Raw genomic sequence first — 25,717 nt, forward strand, 5'->3', positions numbered from 1 at the left:
TTAGTTAATGTAAAATCTTTTCTATCGCTTTGTTTAATCTAAGGAGATCTTCTTCCAGGCTTCCGTGATAACTATTTCGGTGATCATTAATTAATTGCACCAAGTCTCGAATATCTTTTTCGTCTTTTCCTGTTTTATAATGTAATTTGGTTATAAAATCGTCATCGAGTTTGGTTGTATCCAGCAAATAATCGGTTCTTATTTTTTCTAAAAAGTAAATAATCTTTTTATCAATAATATTGGTGTGATCGCCTTCCTGATAATATAAATTTCCAACTGTTTTGGTAAAGTCAACGGTTAAATTCTGTAACGGTTTTATAATTGGAACAATGCGCTGTTTTCGTTTTGCATTGAAAATCATAAAAATTAGAATTCCGATTAAACCTAAATACCAAGCCGATTTTAAAGCAGGCTGACTCCAGATATATCGCAACGGAGAACTAGAAATTCGTTGGTCGTTAAAGCTTTTATTGTACCAAAAAATATTTCCTTTCGGAATATAAGAGACCAGATTTTCGGTGTACTGATAATAATTTTTTTTCAGCAGATTATAATTGGTAAAAGCTACTGGCTGCGTGTGCAGATAGAGATAACCATTTTTATAAGGCACTTCAATAAAATTGACTTGTCTTTTGTTTTTAGTACTATTTTGATAGCCTAAAACTTTGGTGTTTAAAGTGTCTATTTTTGAAAAGTAATCGCTTAATCCTGTATTAAGAGTATATTTTTTAGCGTTTACTTTTTTATTTGCCATCCAAACCGAAACGCTGTCAACGGGCATAAAATCGGCTTTTAATTCGATTTTTAAAGAATCCAGCAATACTTTCGGAAATGCTTTCATGCTTAGAAAAGCATTATTTCCGTGAGAAACAAAATATAAAATTTCTTTCATTGACTGCTCGTCAATATTATTAACTTCAGAAATGTTAACAAAAGTTCCTTTTATTTTATACGTTTCTACATTCTCTCTTGCATCATATTGCGAATCTAGGTATTCGTAAGGAGTTTGTGTAGAAATTCTTTCTACTTTCTGTTTGAAAAGGCCGTCTGCTTCATGATCAAAAATGTATAAACCAAACGGAATTTTATCATCAACAGAGTATGTGGGAGTCCAATCAATAGGTTTTGGCTGCCCTTTGTCTACTAATAATGTTATTCCGAAAATTAAAACCAGAATAGCAATGTATATTTTAACTTTATTATCCATTGCCAAAGGTTTTTAATGCTTTTTTAAATCTGTTTTCAGTCTTTCTGAATTTTGCATCATCAATTTCAAATTCACCGTACCAAATATAATTGTACAAATAAGAGAGATAGGTAAACTCTTCCTTATGAGCAGGGTTGTATAATTCGTACAAATAATCAGAATTGGTTTTTTCGATATCCCATTCAATGTAATTATTCTGCGCCATTACCTTTAAAAGCCATAAATAATAATATCGAATTGCGATTCTTCTTTCGCCCGCTTCAATACTTTCTTTAATAAGTTTTTCGAAATCTAAAAGATGAATATTTTTCTCGGCATCAGAATAAAATAAGGTTTTTTTGTTGGCATTTTTTCCAAAAATCCATCTTCCTTCTTGTTTAGTTAAGGCTCTTGCAATAAAATAAATCAAAATAATTACCACCAAAACAGCAATTATTCTAAACAAAATAGCGACAAAATTCAGCGATGTTTTTACGCTGCTGAAATTAAATAAATTAAAAATTAGTCTAGCCAGCCAATGTTTAAAGTGATCCCACCAGTTTTTTTCGGGAGCTTTGTATTCGTAAATAAATTCTTTATCGGTGTATTTTTTCTTGAAATTCTTTTCAAAATGTTTGGTTTCTACAGTGCCAGAATCTACTTGAATGTCTTTTTCGGTATATTTAATTGCAGTAATTTTTGGAGGATCTTCAGTAATAGGAATAGAATCCTGAGCCTGAGAAATACCACAGCACAAAAGAAAAGATAAAATAAATAATAATCTTGTCATTACTTGGTCTTAAAGTTTTTCGGCGGTTAAAGAATGAATTTTTTTGTGTACAATGAAAGGGTATATCAAGTAATAAAATGAAATTATTGCAAGCGTAAACAAGATAATAAAACTGCTTAGCCAATTGGGCATATCGATAGAATATCTCGTAATAAAACCTTCTAAAAATCCTGCACTTATCGTAAAAGGAAAAGTGCTTAAGAATATTTTGAAGCTATTTTTGAAACCAATTTTAAAAGAATTCATTCTCGAAAAAGTTTTAGGAAATAGGATAGAAGCGCCTAAAATAAATCCAGCAGTTGTTTCAATTACAATTGCGAAAATTTCCATAGAACCATGAATCCAAATTCCTCGAACGCTTTTCCAGAAAACGCCCTGTTCGTAGAAAAAGTATTGAAAAGAACCCAGCATGATACAGTTTTGAAGAAAAACATTGAAAGTTCCGATTCCGGCAAAAATACCATAGAAATAACATTTGGCGCCTACAAATAGGTTGTTTACAGTAATGCCAATAAAACTTCCCCAATTACTGCCCGAACCATATACGGCCATCGGATTGCCTTTTTTGATGTTTTCTAAAGTCATATTGACGTAATCATCGCCTAAAATCAGACGTACAAAATCACGATCGTAGCGAGCAGAAAGAACTCCGATTGAAACGGTAACAAAAAACAAGACAAAAGCATATACCAAATACCTTCTGTATTCGTAGACCAATAAAGGAACTTCGATTTTAAAGAAATCTATAACTCGATTCTGGTCTGTGCGTTTGGTTTTATAAATCTTTTGATAAATCTGAGAAGCAAGATGATTTAAATATACAACCGTTTTACTTTTAGGATAATACGTTTGCGCATACGATAAATCATTCATCATTTGAATGTACAAATTAGCTAATTCATCAGGATTTTTTTTAGCTTTACCAAAAATTGCCAGCTCAAACTCGAGCCATTTTTCTCTGTTTTGTTTTATAAAGGCGATTTCTCTCATTGTAGGCTAAAATATGAAATATGTCAGAATTATCTATTAATACGACACAAAATGTCAAAATAAATTTTATTGCCGCTTCTGTTGGTGAAAGACTAGGAGCTTTTTTTATTGATTTGTTTATAATAATCTGTTATATAACAGCGCTTTCAATAATACTTCTTGATTGGTTGCAACTAGATAGATTGATGGTTAATTTGGATGGTTGGTCGCGAGGTGCGATTTTTTTACTGCTCTATTCGCCAGTTATAGTGTACTCACTGGTTTTAGAAAGTGTTTTTGAAGGACAGTCATTGGGTAAAAAATTATTGAAGATTAAAGTCGTTAAAATTGACGGTTATCAAGCGGGTTTTGGAGATTATTTAATTCGATGGTTTTTTAGAGTAATTGACTTTTTTACTTTTTTCGGACTTCCGGGACTTATTTCAGTTATTACGAGTCAGAAATCGCAACGATTGGGAGATATGGCGGCAGGAACAGCAGTAATTACTTTAAAGAATAGAATTAATATCAGTCATACTATTTTAGAAGAAATCGGTGAAGCCTATGTGCCAACTTATCCTTTGGTTATCAAGCTTTCAGACAATGATATGAGAATTATTAAAGAAACGTATCAAAAAGCAGCAGCTAAAAATGATCACGAAGTTCTTTACAAATTAGTAGCAAAAATTGAAAGTGTAACAGGCATTAAAAATCAATCTGGAAACAACATCGATTTTATTCGAATAATTTTAAAAGATTATAATTTTTATACCCAAAACATGTAATTTTTTCTTTGAATAATTATTTGATTTTTCTAATTTTTGCTGATTATTTTTTAATTTTTCTTCGTAAATTTATATATAGATAATTAATTCATAAATTTCTAAACAAATGAAAATTACAAAGCCTTTTCTCGTATTATTAGTACTGTTATCTGCTTGCGTAAGTTTTGCTCAAAGCGGAAAAAAATTAGATAAAATTATAAAAAAAGATTATCAGATTATTGAATGTACGGTTTTAAAAATGTCTGATAAAACGGTAGAATATTCACTTCCAGGCGAAACCGTTCAAATCTCGCTAGACGTTTCTCAGATTGCGAAAATCGATTTTGCAAGCGGAAGATCTCAAACTTTTGACATTTCTCCAAACACAACAAACAGTGCTCAAAGCACATCATCACAACCCATAGTAAGTGCAGAGAAACAGCACAATACAATTGCTGTATTGCCAATTCCTTATGTAAATGCAGATAATCAGCAAGGTTCTGAGGATATGGCAAAATTTGCTCAAAACGATTTGTATAACAAGTTATTGGATAAATCAGCTAATATTTTTCCGTTGACGGTTCAGGATTTAAGAACAACAAATAGTTTATTGCACAAAGCTGGAATTGATCATAATAATATTGACGAAACGCCAATAGAAGATCTGGAAAAAATATTAGGAGTAGATAATATTGTTGCTGCAAAAGTTTCATACACAATAGGAACGGGCACTACAGCTACGACTTATGATAGCGGAAATGCTAAAGTAAGCAACAACAATAAAAAAGTAACAACCAGCGATATTTCGACTACAACAGCAAACAACCAAACCTATTATTACTATACGGTTTATTTTGATATGTACAGAAACACAGATAAAATCTATTCTCAAACCCGTAAACCTTTGTTAGCATTAAAAGATGGATGGATGGATTCTATTTCGTATTTATTAAAAAGAAGTCCGATTTATGTAAAAAAATGATAAGTATTTCTATGAGTTGGATTGGCTAAGATCGTTCTTTACAACTATGTAGCTTTGATACTTTGCTTTTTTGTAGCTTAGAAAAAAGGACAGGTTTTTTTCTGAGTCAGATTTACTAAGATTATTCCTTACAACTTTGTAACTTTGACGCTTTGCATCTTTGTAACTCAGAAAAAATGTTTCACTTACTTGATATTATTGGGACAATGGCGTTTGCTATGTCTGGTGCCTTAACAGCAATGCATAAAAAACTAGATCCGTTTGGTGTTTTTATCATTGCATTTGTCACTGCAGTTGGCGGCGGAACGCTTCGCGATGTCTTAATTGGAAGAACTCCCGTTGGATGGATGCGTGACATGCAATACGTGTATGTGATTATCTTAGGATTTTTTCTAGCCATTATTTTCAGAAAAAGATTTGATAAACTTCGAACCTCATTGTTTCTCTTTGATACCATTGGGCTTGGAGTTTTTACTTTAATAGGTCTAGAAAGAGGACTTATAACGGGACTTCATCCAGCAATTTGTATCGCGTTAGGAACAATGACTGCCTGTTTTGGCGGTGTAATTCGTGATATTTTATGTAACGAAATTCCAAATGTTTTTCGAGAAGAAATCTATGCAACCATCTGTATTTTGGGTGGAATTGTTTTTTTTGGATTGCGAAAATTAAATTTAAATGACGATATCTTATATTTAGTTACTTCTCTGGTGATTATTGTGATTCGATTAATGGCAGTTAAATACAAATGGCATTTAAAAGCATTTGATCACATGTAATTCAGTATGGAGAAATTTATCATTAAAAAATACGATCAGAAAGATTATTCGGTTTGGAACGATTTTGTCGCTCAGGCTAAAAATGCAACTTTTTTGTTTCATCGCGATTTTATGGAATACCACAAAGATCGCTTTGAAGATTTTTCGCTTTTGGTTTTTGAAGATAAAAAGTTACTTGCTATTCTTCCTGCCAATAAAAAAGAAAATGCTGTTTATTCGCACCAAGGACTTACTTACGGCGGATTGGTTTATTTGTCAAAACTAAAAGCAGAAAAGGTAGAATCGATTTTAGATGAAATTTTGCTTTTTTTGAAAGAAAATAAGGTTGATAGTTTTTATTATAAGCCTGTTCCAGATTTTTATTTTTCTGAAGGAAACAAAGAAATTGATTTTTTTTTATTGAAAAGAGGAGCCGTTCTAGAACGAAAAGAAATGAATCTGGCCATTAATCTGACGGTTCCGCTAAAAATTTCTAAAAGCAAAATGAAGCATTTTAGAAGAATTGAAAATCTAGATTTAGATATTTTTGAAGAAGAGAATTTCGATCCGTTTTGGGAAAAAATTCTAGAACCGAGATTAACAGAAAAATTTAACGCAAAACCAGTGCATTCAAAAGAAGAAATCTCGCTTTTAAAATCTAAATTTCCGAAAAATATCAGGCAATATTCTGCTTACAGGAATGACGAGATAATTGCCGGAATAACTATTTTTGAAACCAAAAATGTTGTAAAATCGCAATATGGTGCGACTTCAAAAACTGGAGAAGAATTTAGAGCACTAGATTTTTTATTCATTAATCTGATTCATAAATACAAAAGAAAAGGAAAGCATTTTTTTGATATGGGAATTGTAGACGACGAAAATGAATCAGGTTATAATTCTGGGCTTTTAAAACAGAAAGAAGAATTAGGCTGTACAGTTTACAATCAGGATTTTTATAAAATAGCAATAAAGTGATACCATTTTTAGACCTAAAAAAAATAAACGAACCGTATGAAACTGCCTTTCAGGAAAAACTGAAATTGGTTTTAGAAAACGGCTGGTATATTTTAGGAAAAGAAGTGGAAGCATTTGAAAAAGCTTTTGCCGAAAATTGCCAGTCAAAATATTGTATCGGAGTAGGAAATGGTTTTGACGCTTTAGTTCTTGTTTTTAAGGGGTATATCGAACTCGGAAAACTTAAAAAAGGAGATGAGGTTATAGTTCCTGCAAATACTTACATTGCCAGTATCTTGGCCATTCTACAAGCCGATTTAGTTCCTGTTTTGGTCGAGCCAAGATTAGAAACGTACAATATAAATCCAGATTTAATTCAGGAGAAAATAACTCCAAAAACCAAAGCTGTTTTAGCTGTTCATTTATACGGACAAGTAGCCGAAATGGAGAGCATAAATGAAATTGCAGAAAAACATAATTTAATTGTCGTTGAAGATGCAGCACAATCTCACGGAGCTGAAAAACTAAAATCTAAAAGCAACAATATAAAATCAGCAATCGGTTATAGTTTTTATCCAGGAAAAAATTTAGGATGTTTGGGCGATGGTGGAGCGATTACTACAAATGATTCGGATTTGGCAAAAGTGCTTTTTTCGCTTCGAAATTATGGTTCAGAGAAAAAATATTATAACGAATACATTGGTTTGAATTCGCGATTAGATGAATTACAGGCGGGTTTTTTAAATCTAAAATTACCCCATTTGGATTCAGATAATGAGAAAAGAAGAACAGTTGCAAAACGATATTTATCCGAAATTAAGAACAAAAAAATAGCGTTGCCGTTTTGGGATTTTTCAAATAATCATGTTTTTCATTTGTTTGTTATTCGAACAGAAAATAGAAAGGACTTACAAGAATATTTAACTCAAAATAATATTCAAACGGTTATTCATTATCCAATTCCGCCACATCAGCAAAAAGTTTTTCCAGAATGGAATAATCTGTCATTTCCAATTACAGAGAAAATTCATAATGAAGTTCTGAGTCTGCCAATGAGTCCAGTTTTAACCGAAGTTGAGGTTGATTTTATTATAGAAATTCTAAATCAATATTAATTTGAATTTCTATAGAAAAATAATTAAAACCAATTTGTTTAAGATTACGTCTTTAAACAGCTTGAGCGTTGCTTTAAAAATTGGAATCGGATTAATTACTTCGAAAATATTAGCCATTTTCGTTGGTCCAAGCGGAATGGCTTTGGTTGGAAATCTTCGTAATTTTTTAACTTCATTAGAAAATATTTCTACTTTAGGTTTTCAAAACGGAATCGTAAAATATGCGTCTGAAGATGAGAAATCTAAAAGCGAACTTCAAAAAATAGTTTCTACGGTTTTTATCAGTTTATTATTTGTTGCGCTTCTGTTAAGCGGAATTTTATTTTTTACAGCTTCTTATTGGAACCAGAGTATTTTTGGAAATAACACCGAATATTGGGCTGTTTTTAAAGTCTTAGCATTGGTTTTGCCAACTTACGGATTTTCCATTTTTTTTATAGCTGTAATTAATGGTTTGGGTAAATTTAAAAAAGTAATTTGGATTAATATTATCGGAAATATCATTGGTTTGTTGACTTCGGTTTTTCTGATTATGCAGTTTAAAACCATTGGAGCTTTGATGTCGATTGTAATTGCACCAGCGTTATTGTTTTTGGTTACCTTTTATATGATTCAGAAGGAAATTCAGTTTTTTCAAATGATAAAATTCAGTTTTTTCGATATTAAAATTTTAAAAAACCTTTCTTCTTATTCTTTAATGGCGCTTGTTTCTTCTGTTTTTGGGCCTTTTGTATTTCTTGCAATTCGAAATCATATTATTCATAATTTAGGAATCGAACAAGCAGGATATTGGGAATCAATGACTAGAATTTCGACCTATTATTTAATGTTTGTTAGTACGATTTTGAGTGTTTATTTTCTTCCAAAATTATCTAAAGCATCTTCAAATGAGGAAACCAAAAGCATTTTTTGGCAGTATTACAAATTCATTCTTCCTGTTTTTGTTTTAGTTTTAGTTGTGCTTTACTTAGCGAGGTTTTTTGTAGTAAAACTTCTTTTTTCAGAAGAATTTTTGCCCGTAGTCAATTTGTTTTTTTGGCAGCTTTTAGGCGATGTTTTCAAAGTTTGTGCTCTGATTTTGGGTTTTCAGTTTTTTGCTAAAAAGATGACCTCGGCCTTTATCATTACCGAATTATTTTCGTTTTCGGTTTTATATTTTGTCTGTTTGTATTTTATAAAAATCTTTCAAATTGAAGGTGTTGTAATCGCTTATGCTTTTGATAATTTGGTTTATCTACTGGTTTTGGTGGTTTATTTTAGAAAAATTCTATTCTAATTTTCATTCCACTTCAAAATATACTTTTCTGCAATTTTTTTGTAATGATGATGCTTTTCTATAAAAGCTCTCGCACGTTTTCCAATCGCAATAATTTTATCTGGATTTTCAATTAAAAAAGACAATTCTTTGACTAGATAATCGACGTCTGGAATGGCGTTTATGCATACTTTTTCCGAGAGATTATATCTCTCAGTAAATTCTTTTTCAGCGCCTGTAAAAACCACTTTTCCTTTTGCCATTGCCTCTAGGGCATTATAGCCCTGATCGTAGGCATAAATTTGATCCAGTAAAATATGGCAGCTATTGTATAAATTAATATACTGAGCATAAGGAACACTGCGAACCGTTACTACTTCAACTTTTGAAGCATATTTTTGCTCGATTATTTCTAATGCTTTTTCAAAATAATCATTTCCTTTTTTTAGATAATTCTCATTATTGATTCCGTGAAAAATGACAATTTTATCAGTGATGTTTAATGGCTGAAATAAAAGCTTTTCAATATTAATTGGATTCGGAATCATTCCTAAATATTTTTCATTTCCTTGTAATGGAATATGGTAATCTAAATCTGTAGCGATAATTCCGTTTATGTTTTTATAAATAAACTGATGCAGTTCTAAAAATGCTTTTTCGCGGAATTTTAAAATATTTCCAAAAGATTTTTTATCAATTTTATGGTTAAGATATAACGGAATTATAGATTTAAAGTCAGGATTTTCAAAACAATATTTCACATTCAAATAATCATAACCTGTGCTTAAAAGGAAAAATTTTTGGTTGTTTTTTAGAAAACTTGAAATGATTTTTTTTTCAAAATAAGAAGTGCAATAAAAGCTGTTTTCGTTAATCAATTGTACAACATCAAAACCAGAACATTGTTTTTTGAATTTTAAAAATTGCCTAAAAGTCAAGTATGAACTAATATCAAATCCAGAAATTTTATAAACCGCAATTTTTATTTTTTTCAGAAAGCCAGAATCCCATTTTTTTTGGATAGTAAAATCAACAGGAAAATTTTTAAAACCGTCATTGTGACCAATAATAAAAACTTCATGCCCTAAAGCCTTTAAACCATCTTTTAAAGAATTGTGCAAATGGCTGTATTCGCCTACTAGTAAAACTTTCATTTATATGTATATTTGACAAATATATTTACTTTTTCGATTAAAAAACATGAATAAAAAGAAAGTTGCTATTGTTTCGATTTCCTTAGGAAAAGGAGGCGCAGAACGTTTTGCAGCTTTGCTTACTTTTATGTTAGAAAGTTCTGGTTTTGAAGTTTATTCTATTATTGTTAATGACGACGTAGATTACGATTATACAGGAAACCTATTCAATTTAGAAAAAGAAAGTGCTGGCTCGTTTTCTGTTTTTAAAAAATTAAAAAAAGGAAGATTATTGAGAGGCTATTTGATTGAAAATAACATTGATATTGTTATTGACAGCAGGCCAAAAAATGTCTTCTTACGCGAATTAATTACCAAATTTATTTACCGAAATTCGAAAGTCTATTACATCGTTCACAGCTTTAATTTTAAGGATTATTTTCCTTCTTCAAAATTTTGGTCTAGAATACTTTATAAGGATGTAAAAAATTTGGTTTGCGTTTCAAAAGCGATCGAAGAAAAAGTAAGGAAGTGGTATGATTTTAAAAATACACTTACGATTTATAATCCTTTTTTTATTGCCGAAGAAGAATTGAAAAAAACAGTTTTAGAACCTCAAAAAGTAATCTTGTTTTTTGGACGATTTGAAGAGAAAGTGAAAAATTTCACATTGATGCTAGAGGCTTTTTTACAATCAAAAATATATGAAAAAGAATATCATTTGCATTTGATGGGATCTGGAGATGACGAAGATTTTATTTGGCAGAAAATTAAAGATTTGAATTTAAATGATTATGTGAAAATTCTTCCCTTTAAACAAAATCCCTTTAATGAGGTTCGAGAAGCAAAGTTTACGATTTTGACAAGTAATTATGAAGGTTTTCCGTTGTCGATTATAGAATCACTAGCTTTAGGAACACCTGTTGTTGCTGTTGACTGCTATTCTGGCCCTCGAGAAATTATTCAGAATGAGTTTAATGGTTTGCTGGTTGAAAATCATAATATAAAAACTCTTGCGCTGGCAATGAATCGATTTGTAGATGATGCTGAATTGTATCATTTTTGCAGACAGAATGCTACGAAAAGCGTAAACCATTTATCTTTAGAACACATTTCGGATCAATGGAAAAATCTTCTAAACACTTAATAATGACAAATATTTCAGACAATCAATTGATAGAAATTCCTAAAATTCAGGATCGAAGAGGAAATCTTTCAGTTGTTGAAGGCGACATAATTCCTTTTGTTTCTAAAAGAATTTATTACTTGTACGATGTACCCAGCGGAAGCAAAAGAGGAGGGCATGCGCATATTGAACAGCAGGAACTTTTAATCGCTTTAAGCGGTAGCTTTGATGTGGTTTTAAAGGACGGTAAAAACATAAAAACAATTACGTTAAATAAGCCTAATGTTGGTTTGCTTATTGTTTCTGGCATTTGGCGCGAACTTAAAAATTTCTCATCGGGAAGTGTTTGTCTGGTTTTGTCTTCTGGCGAATTTAGTGAAGAAGATTATATTCGAGAATACAAAAAATTCCGATTATTTAAAGACAGATGATCCTATTCCTAAATTTGCTAAAAAGGTTTTAAAAGAAATTAAAAAACGTAAAGCGAATGCTGGAAAAAGCAACAAAGTTCTTTTCTTCCAGCCTATTTTCTTTAAATCAATGGGATTGTAGTATTTATAAAAAAGCGATTTTTCTCCGACTAATTTACTTTTTATAGCAAGCGAAAAACGATTTAAGTCTAAAAAATATTTTAAGTCTGGATTTGTTTTTTCGGCCTCTTTAAATTTCGAAAGATCTAAATTATCTATAATTAATTTGTTATTTTTTGATAGACTTTTAGAATCGTAAACATAACGTGCCAAGATTTTCCATGAAAATACAACTGGATAAATAAGTCCAATTCGAATCCATAAGTCAGTATCTTCACCGCTTTTGATTTTGGTATCAAAGCTTCCTGTTTTTTCGAAAACAGATTTATGAAAAACGGCACATGACGCCCATAGTACGGATTCTTTTTTACTTGCTTTAAAGTAATTTACAATTTCTAAATCTTCATTTGTTTTGAAAATAGAATACTGCGCCAGGATTACTTTTTTTGAAGTATCAAATTCAACCGCTGCAGAAAATACTTTTTGATCAGATAGTTTCGAAATGTTAGTAAACATGGTTTCTAAAAACGTTGGATACCAATAATCATCTGCATCTAGAAAAGTGATAAAATCTGCAGAAGATTTTTCAATGCCGTAGTTTCTTGCAGTTGATACACCCTCATTTTTTTTAATCAAATATCGAATTCTATCGTCTTTAAACTGTAAAACTTTTTCTTCACTTTTATCTGTTGATCCGTCATTTACTATAATAATTTCAAAATCCTGAAAGGTCTGGCTCAAGACACTTTGTATCGTGTTTTCGATAAAATTTTCTTTGTTGTACAACGGAATTATTATGGAAAAAAAAGCCATTTCAGTTTATTTTATAATGCAATAATAACCCAATCTATAAATATCAAAAAGAAAAAGCGAAGGTTTTGCGCTTAATAACTGTTTTTTAAATAAAGGTTTAAAAATCCTAAAACCAAAAGCGGTTAAAGAGACAAGATGATATTTTTTAATGAGTTGAAAATAATGTGCCAGTTTAACGTAATCCGGAGAAATTAGATTCGAATCGATTAAATTTTTCAAACCCAAAACGGCTTCTTCAGATTTTTGCAAAAATGTTTTACTGTCTTCTAAACCAAGATGAAAAACAGGATTGTCAATATGAAGAACTTCAATTTGATTTTGCTTTAACTCAAACGAAAACAAGGTGTCTTCGTGTCTTAGATTTGGAATATTTTCGTTAAATCTGACTTTAGAAAAAATGTTTTTTTTTATGAGAAAGTTTAAAGTCAGAAAAGAAAGATGCGGATTTTTTATACGTTCGGAAACTGATAAAGCTTCTCTTTCCTTTCCGTAAATCCATCTTAAAAGTTCCTTTTTTGGAGGTTTAGAACTTTCATATAAAATTCCTCCATAAACTATCTTTTCAGTATTGTTGATTTGAGAAATATAGATAGAAATAAAATCTGCATTGGCAGGAAAAGTATCGGCGTCTAGAAAAAGTAAATTTTCGTAAACTGCTTTTTCAGCCAATAAATTCCTAATAGCGCTTCGTCCGATATTTTTTTCTAAAATAGAATAAGAGGCGTTTTCAAATAGATTAATTCTTTCGTTTTCAATTGCAAACTTTTGAGAAGCATCGTCTAAAAAAATAATCTCAAAAGTAATTCCACACGAATTGCACTGCTTTACGAGTTCGCTAGCAAGCGGTAAAACATTGTAATTATAAACCGGAATTAAAACGGAAAGCATTATACGCTTCTTTGTACCACTTCGAAGATTCTTTCATCTTCGCATTTTAGGGTTTTAGATGGGAATTTCATCAATAAAGCATAATCATGAGTGGCCATAATGATGGTTTTGCCTGCAGCATTAATTGCTTTTAAAACTTCTAAAACTTCAGAACTAGTCTGAGGATCAAGGTTTCCTGTTGGTTCGTCGGCCAAGATAAATTCTGGATCGTTTAAAAGCGCTCTTGCAATCGCAACACGCTGCTGTTCTCCACCAGAAAGCTGATGAGGCATTTTGTTTACAAAATCTTTCATGCCAACTTTATCCAAAACTTCATCAATTTTGTGTTGCATGGCTTCTTTTTCGACCCATCCTGTAGCTCGTAAAACAAAAAGCATATTGTCTTTTATTGAACGGTCTGGAAGTAGTTTAAAATCTTGAAACACGATTCCGATTTTACGTCTTAAATACGGAATGTCGTTTTCTTTTAATGTTGCCAAATCAAATTCAACAATATGTCCTTCGCCTTCAACTAACGGTAAATCAGCATATAAAGTTTTTAGAAAACTACTTTTTCCAGAACCAGTTTTTCCGATAATGTAAATGAACTCACCATGATTAACGTCTAGGTTAATATGAGATATAATTTTTCTTCCTTCTTGATATATAGTGACTTCTTTAAGAGATAGTACGGTTTGTGACATAATAAATTGGTTTGAATGGTAAAAGTAATAAGATAACGGTTGTATTCAAAATAAATTTCGCTGAATTCTGAATAAAATTGCTATAGAAGTGCATTTTAACAGCATCTATATAACGGTTCCTGCTTATAATAACTTAAGAGAGCTTATATGGTTTAAAATTATTTGTTTAAGAAAGTTTGAGAACCAATAATTTGAAGTTTTACAGAGCGTAAAATAGTAGCAGTTTCATAATTTGTTCATAATAAAACCTCAAAACGTTTCGTTATAACCCTTATAAAATGATACATTTGAATACTAAATATTATTAAAATGCGTAAACTTTCCAGGTTCTTTTTATTCCAAATTTTCCTTGCTTCGACTATAGCTTCGGCACAAAAATCGGCGATTTATACGTATGAGTTAAAGGATTTTGACAAAGCACTGGCTTTATATAACGACAAACAATATGCTTCGGCACAATTGATTTTTGAAAAAGTAAAAAACAATACTACAAATGAAGAAGTGCAGTCTGACTGTGCTTACTATATTGCAAATTCTGCCATAAGAACCAATAAAGCAAATGCCGATGCTCTGGTAGAACAATTTGTGAATGATTATCCAACAAGCACCAAACAAAATCAAGCTTACATTGACGCCGCGCAATTTTTCTTCGAACAAGGAAATTATCCAAAAGCTTTGCAATGGTTTGATAAAGTGGACGAAAGCTACATGAGTAAAACAGAATCGGATAAGTTTAACTTCATGAAAGGTTACAGCTATTTTAATGCTAAAAAGAAAAAAGAAGCAACTAACTATTTTAATAAAGTGGTAAATTCTAAAGAATATGGTTCTCAAGCCAAATATTATTTAGGATTTATGGCTTATGAGGGTGACGATTACAAAGAAGCAACGAAGTATTTTGATGAGGTTTCGGGTGAAGAAAAATACAAAGAAAAGCTTTCGTATTATCAAGCTGATATGAATTTCAAGTTAGGAAATTTCCAAAAAGCGATTGATTTAGGATTGGTAGCCATGAACAAATCGAACGACATTGAAAAATCAGAACTGAATAAAATTATTGGAGAAAGTTATTTCAACTTGAAGCAATACGGAAAAGCAATTCCGTATTTAGAACAATATGCGGGTAAAAAAGGAAAATGGAACAATACCGATTTCTATCAATTAGGTTATGCGTATTATGAGCAGAAAGAGTACGAAAAAGCGATTTCTCAGTTCAACAAAATTATTGAAGGAAAAGATTTTGTGGCCCAGAATGCCTATTATCATTTAGGTTTAAGCTATTTAAATACAGGTAAAAAGCAAGAAGCTTTAAACGCTTTTAAGAATGCTTCTGAAATGGATTTTAATGCTCAAATTCAAGAAGACGCAGCTTTAAATTACGCTAAATTGAGTTATGATATCGGAAACGCTTACCAAGCTGTTCCAGGTATTTTGTTGGATTTCCTTAAAAAATATCCAAACAATTCAAGCCGTGCAGAAGTAGAAAAACTTTTGGTTGATTCTTATATTTCTTCTAAAAACTACAAAGAAGCTTTGGTTTTATTAGAAAAAAATAGAACTGCTGAAAACAAAGCGGCTTACCAAAAAGTGCTTTTTTACCGCGGACTAGAATTGTACAATGAATCTAATTATCAAGAAGCAGGTAAAATGTTTAAAAGCGCAATCAGCGAGCAAAAAACTCCTGAATTTACAGCGCGTGCCACTTTCTGGAAAGCGGAAACTGAATATTTGAATGATGATATGCAGAATGCTCTTCTGACTTACAAACAGTTTGCAGGAATGGCTGCGGCAAAATCTACAGACGAATATAAAAATATCAATTATAATATTGGTTACACGTATTTTAAATTGAAAGAATACGATCAGGCAGCAAATTCTTTTCAAGCTCAAATTGATAATGCTCCATCAGATAAAGTGCGTTTAAACGATTCTTATTTGCGTTTGGGAGATTGTCGTTTTGTAACTTCAAAATATAGTGCGGCAAATGAAGCTTATGCAAAAGCAATTGCTGCAAAAGGCGTAGATGCAGATTATGCTCAATTCCAAAAAGCACTTTCTTACGGATTTATGTCAAATAATGCGAAGAAAATAGATGAGTTGAATAATTTTCTTCAGATGTACAAAAAGTCATCTTATCGTGATGATGCTTTATTTGAGTTAGGAAACACCTATGTTGCAGAAAAGAAAAACGATCAGGCAATAAAAACGTACGATCAATTGATCTCTGAATTTAAAGATGGATCATTCACTTCAAAAGCAATTTTAAAACAAGGTTTGATTTATTACAATTCAGATCGTGATCAACTGGCTTTGACAAAATTTAAAAAAGTAGCTGCTGAATTCCCAAAAACGCCAGAAGCTTTAGAAGCGGTTGCAACAGCAAGATTAATTTATGTAGACTCTGGAAAAGTTGATGAATATGCGACTTGGGTTCGTACATTGGATTTCGTAGCGGTTACAGATGCAGAATTGGATAACGATACTTACGATGCGGCTTTCAAACAATACAGCCAAAACAATTCTAAGCAAGCTATTACTGGTTTTGCAGGTTATGTTTCTAAATTTCCAAACGGATTGCATGCATTGGAAGCTAATTTCTATTTAGGACAGCTTACTTATGCAGAAGGTTCTGAAACAAAATCTGTTGCAAATTATCAGTTTGTAATTGATCAGCCTAGAAATGAATTTACAGAACAAGCTTTAAACAGATTGGCTCAGATTTATTTGAAAGCAAAAGATTGCGATAAAGCAATTCCAGTTCTAACAAGATTAGAAAGCGAAGCTGATTATCCTCAGAATAAAACTTTTGCTCAAGCGAACTTGATGAAGTGTTATTACGACAAAAAAGATTATGACCACTCTGTAGTTGCGGCTGAGAAAGTACTAGAAAATCCGAAATCAGACGCAGGTGTAAAAGCAGATGCTCAGATTATTGTAGCGCGTGCAGCAATGCAGACAGGAAATGAAGATAAAGCTAAAACAGCTTACGCTAAACTTTCAGCTTCATCAAAAGGAGAATTGGCTGCAGAAGCTTTGTATTATGATGCGTATTTCAAAACAAAAGAAGGAAAATATGATGCTTCTAATGTTGCTGTTCAAAAATTAGCAAAAAGCTATTCTGCCTATAAATATTACGGAGCAAAAGGTTTGGTTTTAATGGCTAAAAATTTCTACGGATTAAAAGACAGCTATCAAGCGACATATATTTTAGATAATGTAATCAACAATTTTACAGATTACCCGGATGTTGTTGAAGAAGCTAAAAAAGAATTAGCTGCTATTAAATCGGAAGAGTCTAAAACAAATTCGTCGATTAATAAATAGTTTAAGTAGTGAAAAGTGAAATGTTTTCTGTAAAATAGAAAATAACGAAAAACATTTTACATCTCACAAATCACATTTTACAAGAAAAAACAATGAGTTTACCTTTTTACATAGTTGATGTTTTTGCTGATAAAAAATATGCTGGAAATCAGTTGGCGGTTTTTATGGATGCAGAAAATTTAAGTACAGCACAAATGCAGCAGATGGCTCGCGAGATTAATTTTGCGGAAAGCACATTTGTAACCAAACTAGATAGAGAAAATAATAAAGCAGAGATTAGAATTTTTACTCCTGCTCACGAAATGCAGTTTGCAGGACATCCAATCATTGGTACTTCTTGGGTTCTGATGAATAAGATTTTTGATAATTCGCCTAATGAAATTAAACTGGAAGTTCCGATCGGGCCAATTGCAATTTCTAAATCAGATGGTTTGATCTGGTTAAAAGCGGCGCAGCCAAAGTTTTGGGATACTTTTTCTAAAATAGATTTTACATTTTTCAGTAATCTGCAAGTGAGTGATTTCGAAAATCAATTTCCAATTCAGGAAGTTACAACTGGAAGCGCTTTTGTTATGGTTGGATTAAGCAGTAAAAGGGCTTTAGAAAATTTGGTTCTGGATAAAGATAAAGCTGATGAATGGATGAAACAACACTGCAAAACAGATCATAGAGGTTTATACTTTTATTATTTAGAAGGAGAAAAACTGTTTAGCCGAATGTTGTGTGTAGAGCATAATCAGTTGGTAGAAGATGCTGCGACAGGAAGTGCCAGTACTTGTTTACAAGCCTTTTTGCTAAAATATCATAAACCTGAATTTGAATTGACAAATCATCAAGGAGATTACATTGGACGTCCATCTGAAATTTATTTTAACGGAAAACTAAATGGAGATTTGTTTGATATTAGAATAGGAGGTAAAGCTCAGTTTGTGGCTAAAGGTGATTGGGAAGCTTAAGTGAGAATATAGAAAATAGAACAAAGAAAAAAGATTTTAGAATATAGAAAGAGAACAAAGAGTTTTTAGCATAAGAATTAAGAAATAGCGTGAGTCTATTTTCTATACTCTTTTCTCTATACTCTTAAAAAGAAGAAATATGAAATTAAATTGCCAGTATAAAATTATCGTTTTACTCGTATTGTTTGTAGGTCAATTTTCGTTTGCACAGAAGAAAAATGAAAGTATAGGAACGGAAACTGTAAACGTTGTAAAGCCGTATTCGCCAACTATTTCAGATGCTTTTAAAGTAAAAGAAACGCCTTCGCTTGACGATAGCGGGAATCAGCCGAAAGAAGTTATTAAATACAGTATTTTGTCTGTTCCTGTAGCATCGACTTTTACTCCTTCAAAAGGAAAAGCGGAAGGGGTTGAGAAAGCTAAAAAAGAAAGATTGTTTAATAACTACGCAACTTTGGGTGTTGGAAATTACAGCACTTTAAATGCAGAATTGTTTGTTAATCAGGATTTAGGAAATAACGATTATGTGGCAGGAATGTTTCGTCATCATTCTTCTCAAGGCGGAATTAAGGATGTAGAATTGAATGATGAATTTTACGATACGGCAATTAATGTAGGTTATGGTCAGAATAATAGAGATAATAACTGGAATGTAGATTTAGGATATCAAAACCAGATTTACAATTGGTACGGACTTCCAGCTGACTTTGGTTCTACAATTCCAGATCAGCGCTATGATTTAGTAAACAGCATCAATCCGGATCATTCTTATAATACGATTTGGTTGGGCGGAAATGCCGAATTTACAGAAAGCATTTTTAGTAATCTTGCTTCAAAATTCACGCACTTTTCAGACAGTTATTCTTCGTCAGAAAACAGGTTTTACGTAAAGCCGACTTTTACTGTTGATGTAATGGATCAGGAAATTAAAACCAATGTAATTGTAGATCACGTAAGTGGTTCTTTTAAAAATAATTATTTGCAAAACAATACAGAAGCTGTAAAATATGGTTTTACCAATGTAGGAATCGAGCCAAGTTTTGTGATTCATGAAAACGATTGGACTTTAGAATTAGGAGCGGGAGTTTTCTACAGTGGAGATACAGAAAATAGTGGGAATAAATTTTATTTTTATCCAAAGGTAAACGCCTCGTACAAACTGGTTGGAGATTTAATGATTTTTTACACAGGAGTTGATGGAGGTTTAAAGCAGAATTCTTACGCCGATTTTGTAACCGAAAATCCGTTTCTATCACCTACTTTAAACATGCGTCCGTCAAGTACACAATATAATGTTTTTGCTGGTTTAAAAGGGAAGTTGGCAAACAACGTAAACTATAATTTGACAGGTTCGTACTTAAATGAAAAAGATAAAGCATTATTTAAAGCTAATGATTATACAGAAGTGATTACGAATGAAGATTATGCTTTTGGAAACTCTTTTGGAGTGGTTTATGAAGACATTAGAACGTTACGTTTTTATGCAGAATTAAAAGCTGATTTCTCGCAGAATGTAACTTTCGGGATCAACGGAACTTTTAATAGTTACAATACAGATAACGTTGTTGAAGCATGGAATTTGCCAACAATGAAATTAAGTTCAACTTTAGACGTTACTATTACTAAGCAGTGGTATGCAGGATTGAATGTGTTTTATGTGGGTGAAAGAAAAGATATGCAGACAAATACTTCTTTGGGAATTGATACGACACCAATTACTTTAAAAAGCTATTTTGATGCCAATGCTCATGTTGGGTACAAATTTAGCGAGCGTTTAACGTTTTTCTTAAAAGCGAACAATATTGGAAATCAAGCGTACCAAAAATGGTTGAATTATCCAGTACAAGGATTCCAGGTTTTAGGAGGCGCAAATTATAAATTTGATTTTTAAGAGATCTTTGCCATAAGATACCTAGGCACAAAAACATTTTACATGAATGTGCCTTTTTTTTTCAGCCATGAACTCATGAATTTTTTGGAGTAGATTCGTGAATTCGTGGCTGTTTTTTTTAATTTTATAATATGGAAATTAAACTGCGTCAAGAAAATAAAAATGATTTTGAAAGTGTTTTTCAATTGATAGAAAAAGCTTTTGAAAAGGAAGAATACAGCGATCATAAAGAACAGTTTTTGGTAGAAAGATTAAGAAAATCGGAAGCTTTTATTCCAGAATTGTCTATAGTCGCAGAAGTTGATAATAAAATTGTTGGGCATATTTTATTTACCAAATTAAAGGTTGTAAACGAATCTGATTCTTTTGAATCTTTAGCATTGGCACCAGTCTCAGTTTTGCCTGAATTTCAAGGAAAAGGAATTGGTTCTAAACTTATTTTATACGGACATAAAATAGCAAAAGGTTTGGGTTATAAATCAGTTATTCTGCTTGGGCATCAAGATTATTATCCAAGATTTGGATATGAACTTTGCGAAAAATACAATATCAAAATGCCGTTTGATGTTCCTGCTGAGAACTGTATGGTAATTGCATTAACCGAAGATGGATTAAAAGATGTAAGTGGAGAAGTAGTTTATCCAAAAGCTTTTTTCGAATAAAATTTAGTCAAAGAAAAAAAACCTTAGCATCTTTGCAACTCAGAACCTCAGTACCTAAAAAAAAAATGACTTTCAAAGAAAAAATATATTCCCATTACACCCAAATGGTTCAGGACCGAATTGATGTTTTTAGAGACATGATTTCAAATCTAACCGAAGATTCAAAAAACGATGCCAAAGGTTCTGCCGGCGATAAGCACGAAACTGCCTTATCGATGATGCATATCGAGCAGGAAAAACTGACTACTAAACTAAAAGAAGCGATAGAACAAAAAGCAATTTTAGACAAAATAGACCCGCTTAAAACTACTGAAAATATAATTTTAGGAAGTTTGGTTAAAGCAAACGGAATCTATTTGTATGTGAGTGTGGCACTTCCTAAAATAACAATTGACGGAATTAATGTTATTGCGCTTTCTCCGCAATCTCCTTTAGGAAATCATTTAATGGGAAATAAAGTAGGGTTTCAGTTTGAAATAAATAAGACGCATTATACTATTGAAGAAATTAGCTAGTATATGAATTTTATGCACTTAATATGTAGTTTCTCATTCTTTGGAGCTTCTTATGCCTTTTATAAGATTCATAAATTATGGAAAAAAGATGTTACGGAAAATGATAAGCTTTATAAGTTTCAAATAAAAGGAGAAACCTTTGAGCATTGGTTGCTAATTGGAATGTTGGTAATTATAGCAATAGTTTATTTTTTTAAAGCAATGCCTTAACCACACAGTTGTCATCCTGACGAAGGAAGGATCACACTAGAAACTCGATAAAGATTGGCGAACTAGCATGCGGAATTACTTGTGTGATCTTTCCTTCGTCAAGATGACAAGTAAGACTCAAAATCTAGATAACACTAGATAAACAATAATTCCAGAACAACTTTCAGTCTCTTCTTTACGAATCTTTCATCTGTAATAGAATAACTCAAAAATTAATTCAAAAAAAGGCTTTAAACTTTCAATTTTCAACCGGTTTTCTAGTCAAAATTAAAATTTTCAAGTTTTGAGCTTATTTTTACTTCTAATTTTTACATTTTATATGTAAAAATAAAATTATGGTTATAAAATGTAATTGAAATCAATGTTTGTGTTTTTCAATTGTAACTAATATTCCATCTTTGCCTTATCAAATTAAAATTTAAAGAATTAAAATATAAAATTATGTGTGGAATTGTATGTGCCTTTGATCTTAAACAAAAAGCCGAAGCGTTAAGACCTCAAGTATTAGAAATGTCAAAAATCATTCGTCACCGCGGACCAGACTGGAGCGGAATTTACAGCAATGATAAGGCGATTCTTTCTCACGAACGTTTGGCTATTGTAGATCCAGCTTCAGGAAAACAACCTTTATTTACAGAAGATAAAAAATTGGTTTTGGCTGCAAACGGTGAGATTTACAATCACAGAGATTTACGTAAACAATTTGAAGGAAAATATAACTTTCAAACTGAAAGTGATTGTGAGGTTATTTTAGCTTTATATAAAGAAAAAGGAGTAAGTTTTGTAGATGAATTAAACGGAATCTTTGGATTTGCGATTTATGATGTTGATAAAGATGAGTATTTCGTAGCTCGTGACAACATGGGAATTATTCCATTGTATATTGGATGGGATCAACACGGAACTTTCTACGTAGCTTCTGAGTTAAAAGCTCTAGAAGGATATTGTACAAAAATCGAATTATTCCCTCCTGGACATTATTTATCAAGCAAAGACGGTGAATTTGTACAATGGTACAAAAGAGATTGGACAGAGTATGATGCTGTAAAAGACAACGAAACTAGCATTCCAGAAATCAGAAAAGCATTGGAAGCTGCGGTTCACAGACAATTAATGAGTGACGTTCCTTACGGAGTTTTACTTTCTGGAGGTTTAGATTCGTCTATTACTTCGGCTGTAGCTAAGAAATTTGCTCAAAAGAGAATTGAGTCAGATGATACTACAGATGCTTGGTATCCACAATTGCACTCATTTTCTGTAGGTTTAGAAGGATCGCCAGATTTAGCAGCAGCGAGAAAAGTAGCAGATCATATTGGAACTATTCACCACGAAATTAAATTCACTATTCAAGAAGGTTTAGATGCGGTTCGTGATGTAATTTACAACTTAGAAACATATGATGTAACTACAGTTAGAGCTTCAACTCCAATGTGGTTAATGGCAAGAGTTATCAAATCTATGGGAATCAAAATGGTTCTTTCAGGTGAAGGGGCAGATGAGTTATTTGGAGGATATTTATATTTCCACAAAGCGCCAAATGCAAGAGAATTTCACGAAGAAAACGTTCGTAAATTAGGAAAACTTCATATGTACGATTGTTTACGTGCAAACAAAAGTTTAGCGGCTTGGGGAATCGAAGGGCGTGTACCGTTCTTAGATAAAGAATTTATGGATGTTGCAATGCGCATTAACCCACAAGATAAAATGATCAACAAAGAACATCCGATGGAAAAATGGGTTGTTCGTAAAGCTTTTGAAGACATGCTTCCAGAAAGTGTGGCTTGGAGACAAAAAGAGCAATTTTCTGATGGAGTAGGATACAGCTGGATTGATACTTTGAAAGAAGTAGTGGCAAGAGAAGTTTCGGATGAGCAATTAGCAAATGCTAGGTTTAAATTTCCGTTACAAACTCCAACTTCAAAAGAAGAATATTACTATCGTTCTATTTTTACAGAACATTTCCCAAGTGATGCTGCGGCGTTATGTGTGCCTCAGGAAGCAAGTGTGGCTTGTAGTACAAAAATTGCTTTGGAATGGGATGAAGCTTTCAAAAACATGAACGATCCATCTGGAAGAGCGGTTTCAAGCGTTCACGATGATGCTTACGTTAAAGCATAATACGAGTTTAATTTTTAGAATTAGTATATATTTTTTAGGAAAAACGTTCTCTGTCGAGAGCGTTTTTCTTGTCTAAAGTAATTTACGGTCTAAAATTTCTCATTGAACTGCAAAGAGGCAAGCTATTAATTGATTTTCTTTTGATATATTTGGTGTCTGCAGTATTATTGTTAAACACTTGATATTTTAACGAATTTAATAATGGAAAGCGAAAATTAATATTTAGTTTTGCTTTCAGTCGAAAGTTTTAATGATTTTTTAATGTTCGCTTCACGGCTGAGCAATAATGAAAAATAAAAAAATAGAATATTATGTCTGGATTGTTGGCCGTAATTGGTAAAGGAAAAGACCCGAAACTTGTAAAAGAACTTTCTGAAAGAATGTTGCATCGTGGTCCTGATGAAAGTGATGTTCGCATTATGGAAAATGGCAGTATACTTTGTCATGAGAGTTTATCGATTATCGATCTTAATTCGGGTAGGCAGCCAATTCAAGGAACTGATAAAGCTTGGATGGTGCATGATGGCGAAATTTATAATTATCAGGAACTGAAAAATACAGTTTTGCAACATCATACTTTTAGAACCGAATCTGATTCTGAAGTAATTGTGCATCTTTATGAAGAATTTGGATATGATTTCTGTAATAAACTAGACGGAGATTTTGCTTTTGTGGTTGTGGACGGCGATAAATACATTGCAGGTCGTGATCCGATAGGAGTAAAGCCGCTGTATTATGGTTTAGATGAAAGAGGACGAATCTATTTTTCATCAGAAATGAAAGCTATTTCAGATCAATGTAAATCGTTTTCTACTTTTCCTCCAGGACATTATTACACTGCAAAAACAGGTTTTGTAAAATATTATCATCCAGAATACGAAGATCATAAAAATGCAAATCAGACATTAAACTTAGGGTTAATTCGTGAAAGTCTTATTCAAGCAACGCGCAAACGCTTATTGGCAGAAGTGCCTCTAGGAGTTGTATTGTCAGGAGGTTTGGATACTTCTTTAATTTCGGCTATTACTTCAAGATTATTAAAAGAAAAAGGACAGAAATTGCATTCGTTTTCTATTGGATTAGATGCTGATGCGCCAGATAATATTGCGGCTAGAAAGGCTGCGGAATTTTTAGGAACAGAGCATCACGAAATACATTTTTCTGTAGAAGAAGGAGTAAAAGTTTTAGAAAAAGTAATTTATCATATTGAAACGTATGATATTATTTCTGTGCGTTCGGGTGTTCCAATGTATCTGCTTTCTAAAGCTATTGCTGAGCAAGGCATTAAAGTAATCTTATCAGGAGAAGGGGCAGATGAAGTTTTTGGAGGACATTTATACTTTAGAAATGCACCTTCAGAAGAAGAATTTCAAGATGAAACAATAGAAAGAGTTCAGAAGTTGTTTACGGCCGATTTACTTCGCGCAGATAAAACGACAATGGCAAATGGTTTAGAGGTTCGAATTCCGTTTTTGGACACAGAATTTTTAGATGTTGCCATTCGAATTAAAACAGAAGAAAAACAGCCTAAAACCTATGATGGCGTTGAAAAGTATATTTTAAGAAAAGCGTTTGATACTCCAGAAGATCCTTATTTGCCTTCGGAAGTTTTATGGAGACAAAAAGAACAGTTTTCTGACGGAGTTGGCTACAACTGGGTTGATGAATTAATTGAGTATTGTGCGTCGCAGGTTACAGATGAGCAATTATTTGGGGCAAGTGCAGAATTTCCATATAACTCGCCAACGACTAAAGAAGCGTACTTGTACAGATCAATTTTTCATAAATTCTATCCACAGGTCAGCGCAGCGCAAACTGTTCGTAAATGGATTCCGAAATGGCAAGAAAATCTTGATCCAAGTGGAAGAGCAAATGCAGCCCATTTAAATGGTAATTTTGAACCTGTGAAAACGAGTGTTATTGCTTAAAAGTGGAAAATCCCAATTTTGGAAATTCCAAATTCCAATTTGGAACTGATATAAGAAAGCCGAAATGCATTAAATGTGTTTCGGTTTTTTATTTTTAATGTAATATGTAGATTTTAAAATTTTGATTTGGTCTTTCAGATTTGGGATGTGGAGTTCGAGATTTG

The 25,717-nt window shown here is 32.2% G+C and carries 23 protein-coding genes; 16 read left to right on the top strand and 7 right to left on the bottom strand.

Annotated features, from left to right (window positions below):
- Window positions 1-4: 4 nt before the first annotated feature.
- Genes QLQ95_RS14965 through QLQ95_RS14975 form a run of 3 tightly spaced genes read right to left on the bottom strand, consistent with a single transcriptional unit; the run spans window position 5 to window position 2,966 of the window.
- Window positions 5-1,207, bottom strand: a complete 1,203-nt coding sequence (locus QLQ95_RS14965; RefSeq protein ID WP_428237887.1) for a DUF4350 domain-containing protein — start codon at window positions 1,205-1,207, stop codon at window positions 5-7.
- Window positions 1,200-1,976 carry a DUF4129 domain-containing protein gene (locus QLQ95_RS14970; protein WP_482500428.1) on the bottom strand — a complete coding sequence of 259 codons (777 nt, stop codon included), beginning with the start codon at window positions 1,974-1,976 and terminating at the stop codon, window positions 1,200-1,202. The genes QLQ95_RS14965 and QLQ95_RS14970 overlap by 8 nt, the downstream gene beginning before the upstream one ends.
- A gap of 9 nt (window positions 1,977-1,985) precedes the next feature.
- Window positions 1,986-2,966, bottom strand: coding sequence for a stage II sporulation protein M (locus QLQ95_RS14975; RefSeq protein ID WP_095931416.1), 981 nt, complete (start codon window positions 2,964-2,966; stop codon window positions 1,986-1,988).
- A gap of 20 nt (window positions 2,967-2,986) precedes the next feature.
- On the opposite strand from QLQ95_RS14975, the gene QLQ95_RS14980 reads away from it, so the two are divergent.
- The 6 genes from QLQ95_RS14980 to QLQ95_RS15005 all read left to right on the top strand — a co-directional run bounded on the left by QLQ95_RS14980 (window position 2,987) and on the right by QLQ95_RS15005 (window position 8,797).
- Window positions 2,987-3,730 carry an RDD family protein gene (locus QLQ95_RS14980; RefSeq protein ID WP_482500430.1) on the top strand — a complete coding sequence of 248 codons (744 nt, stop codon included), beginning with the start codon at window positions 2,987-2,989 and terminating at the stop codon, window positions 3,728-3,730.
- Window positions 3,731-3,836: 106 nt separating this feature from the next.
- Window positions 3,837-4,691: a hypothetical protein gene (locus QLQ95_RS14985; RefSeq protein WP_095931418.1), complete on the top strand. Its 855-nt coding sequence runs from the start codon at window positions 3,837-3,839 to the stop codon at window positions 4,689-4,691.
- Between the two features lie 176 nt (window positions 4,692-4,867).
- Complete coding sequence (locus tag QLQ95_RS14990) at window positions 4,868-5,470, top strand: trimeric intracellular cation channel family protein (RefSeq protein WP_095931419.1); 603 nt, start codon at window positions 4,868-4,870, stop codon at window positions 5,468-5,470.
- Between the two features lie 6 nt (window positions 5,471-5,476).
- Entirely contained in the window at window positions 5,477-6,427 is a 951-nt protein-coding gene (locus QLQ95_RS14995; protein WP_095931420.1) for a GNAT family N-acetyltransferase, read from the top strand.
- Window positions 6,424-7,521 carry a DegT/DnrJ/EryC1/StrS family aminotransferase gene (locus tag QLQ95_RS15000; protein WP_482500432.1) on the top strand — a complete coding sequence of 366 codons (1,098 nt, stop codon included), beginning with the start codon at window positions 6,424-6,426 and terminating at the stop codon, window positions 7,519-7,521. Before QLQ95_RS14995 ends, QLQ95_RS15000 begins: the two co-directional genes overlap by 4 nt.
- 1 nt (window position 7,522) lies before the next feature.
- A complete protein-coding gene (locus tag QLQ95_RS15005; protein ID WP_253251868.1) occupies window positions 7,523-8,797 on the top strand; it encodes an O-antigen translocase in 1,275 nt (424 codons plus the stop codon).
- Here QLQ95_RS15005 and QLQ95_RS15010 read toward each other — a convergent pair.
- Window positions 8,794-9,930 (bottom strand): glycosyltransferase, encoded by a 1,137-nt coding sequence (locus QLQ95_RS15010; protein ID WP_095931422.1) that lies wholly within the window; start codon window positions 9,928-9,930, stop codon window positions 8,794-8,796. The two genes, QLQ95_RS15005 and QLQ95_RS15010, sit on opposite strands and share 4 nt — an antisense overlap.
- Before the next feature lie 46 nt (window positions 9,931-9,976).
- Between QLQ95_RS15010 and QLQ95_RS15015 the strand changes: the two genes are divergently transcribed.
- Together QLQ95_RS15015 and QLQ95_RS15020 are read left to right on the top strand one after the other, a co-directional pair.
- Window positions 9,977-11,056, top strand: a complete 1,080-nt coding sequence (locus QLQ95_RS15015) for a glycosyltransferase (RefSeq protein ID WP_095931423.1) — start codon at window positions 9,977-9,979, stop codon at window positions 11,054-11,056.
- A 2-nt stretch (window positions 11,057-11,058) separates the two neighbouring features.
- The gene (locus QLQ95_RS15020; protein ID WP_253251869.1) at window positions 11,059-11,466 is read left to right on the top strand and encodes a sugar 3,4-ketoisomerase; all 408 of its coding nucleotides are present in this window, start codon (window positions 11,059-11,061) and stop codon (window positions 11,464-11,466) included.
- Here the strand turns inward: QLQ95_RS15020 and QLQ95_RS15025 are convergent.
- From QLQ95_RS15025 to QLQ95_RS15035, 3 genes are read right to left on the bottom strand one after another with little or no spacing between them, the layout of a single operon-like run.
- The gene (locus QLQ95_RS15025) at window positions 11,449-12,378 is read right to left on the bottom strand and encodes a glycosyltransferase family 2 protein (RefSeq protein ID WP_095931425.1); all 930 of its coding nucleotides are present in this window, start codon (window positions 12,376-12,378) and stop codon (window positions 11,449-11,451) included. The genes QLQ95_RS15020 and QLQ95_RS15025 overlap by 18 nt on opposite strands.
- Window positions 12,379-12,384: 6 nt before the next feature.
- Window positions 12,385-13,266 (bottom strand): glycosyltransferase family 2 protein, encoded by an 882-nt coding sequence (locus QLQ95_RS15030; protein ID WP_482500434.1) that lies wholly within the window; start codon window positions 13,264-13,266, stop codon window positions 12,385-12,387.
- Window positions 13,266-13,949, bottom strand: coding sequence for a cell division ATP-binding protein FtsE (locus QLQ95_RS15035; protein ID WP_095931427.1), 684 nt, complete (start codon window positions 13,947-13,949; stop codon window positions 13,266-13,268). The genes QLQ95_RS15030 and QLQ95_RS15035 overlap by 1 nt, the downstream gene beginning before the upstream one ends.
- 309 nt (window positions 13,950-14,258) lie before the next feature.
- Here QLQ95_RS15035 and QLQ95_RS15040 point away from each other — a divergent pair, with 309 nt between their 5' ends.
- The 8 genes from QLQ95_RS15040 to asnB (QLQ95_RS15075) all read left to right on the top strand — a co-directional run bounded on the left by QLQ95_RS15040 (window position 14,259) and on the right by asnB (QLQ95_RS15075) (window position 25,553).
- Window positions 14,259-17,273, top strand: coding sequence for a tetratricopeptide repeat protein (locus QLQ95_RS15040; RefSeq protein WP_482500435.1), 3,015 nt, complete (start codon window positions 14,259-14,261; stop codon window positions 17,271-17,273).
- Window positions 17,274-17,365: 92 nt separating this feature from the next.
- Window positions 17,366-18,229: a PhzF family phenazine biosynthesis protein gene (locus QLQ95_RS15045; RefSeq protein ID WP_482500436.1), complete on the top strand. Its 864-nt coding sequence runs from the start codon at window positions 17,366-17,368 to the stop codon at window positions 18,227-18,229.
- A 139-nt stretch (window positions 18,230-18,368) separates the two neighbouring features.
- Entirely contained in the window at window positions 18,369-20,120 is a 1,752-nt protein-coding gene (locus QLQ95_RS15050; protein WP_482500437.1) for a TonB-dependent receptor, read from the top strand.
- A 131-nt stretch (window positions 20,121-20,251) separates the two neighbouring features.
- Window positions 20,252-20,782, top strand: a complete 531-nt coding sequence (locus QLQ95_RS15055) for a GNAT family N-acetyltransferase (RefSeq protein ID WP_482500439.1) — start codon at window positions 20,252-20,254, stop codon at window positions 20,780-20,782.
- Between the two features lie 65 nt (window positions 20,783-20,847).
- Window positions 20,848-21,297, top strand: a complete 450-nt coding sequence (locus QLQ95_RS15060) for a hypothetical protein (RefSeq protein ID WP_482500440.1) — start codon at window positions 20,848-20,850, stop codon at window positions 21,295-21,297.
- Between the two features lie 12 nt (window positions 21,298-21,309).
- A complete protein-coding gene (locus QLQ95_RS15065; RefSeq protein WP_482500441.1) occupies window positions 21,310-21,507 on the top strand; it encodes a hypothetical protein in 198 nt (65 codons plus the stop codon).
- A gap of 441 nt (window positions 21,508-21,948) precedes the next feature.
- Window positions 21,949-23,625 carry an asparagine synthase B gene (gene asnB / locus QLQ95_RS15070; RefSeq protein WP_482500442.1) on the top strand — a complete coding sequence of 559 codons (1,677 nt, stop codon included), beginning with the start codon at window positions 21,949-21,951 and terminating at the stop codon, window positions 23,623-23,625.
- A gap of 311 nt (window positions 23,626-23,936) precedes the next feature.
- Window positions 23,937-25,553, top strand: coding sequence for an asparagine synthase B (gene asnB / locus QLQ95_RS15075; RefSeq protein ID WP_482500444.1), 1,617 nt, complete (start codon window positions 23,937-23,939; stop codon window positions 25,551-25,553).
- Window positions 25,554-25,717 lie beyond the last annotated feature (164 nt).

This window comes from Flavobacterium sp. B330r, assembly GCF_056824325.1.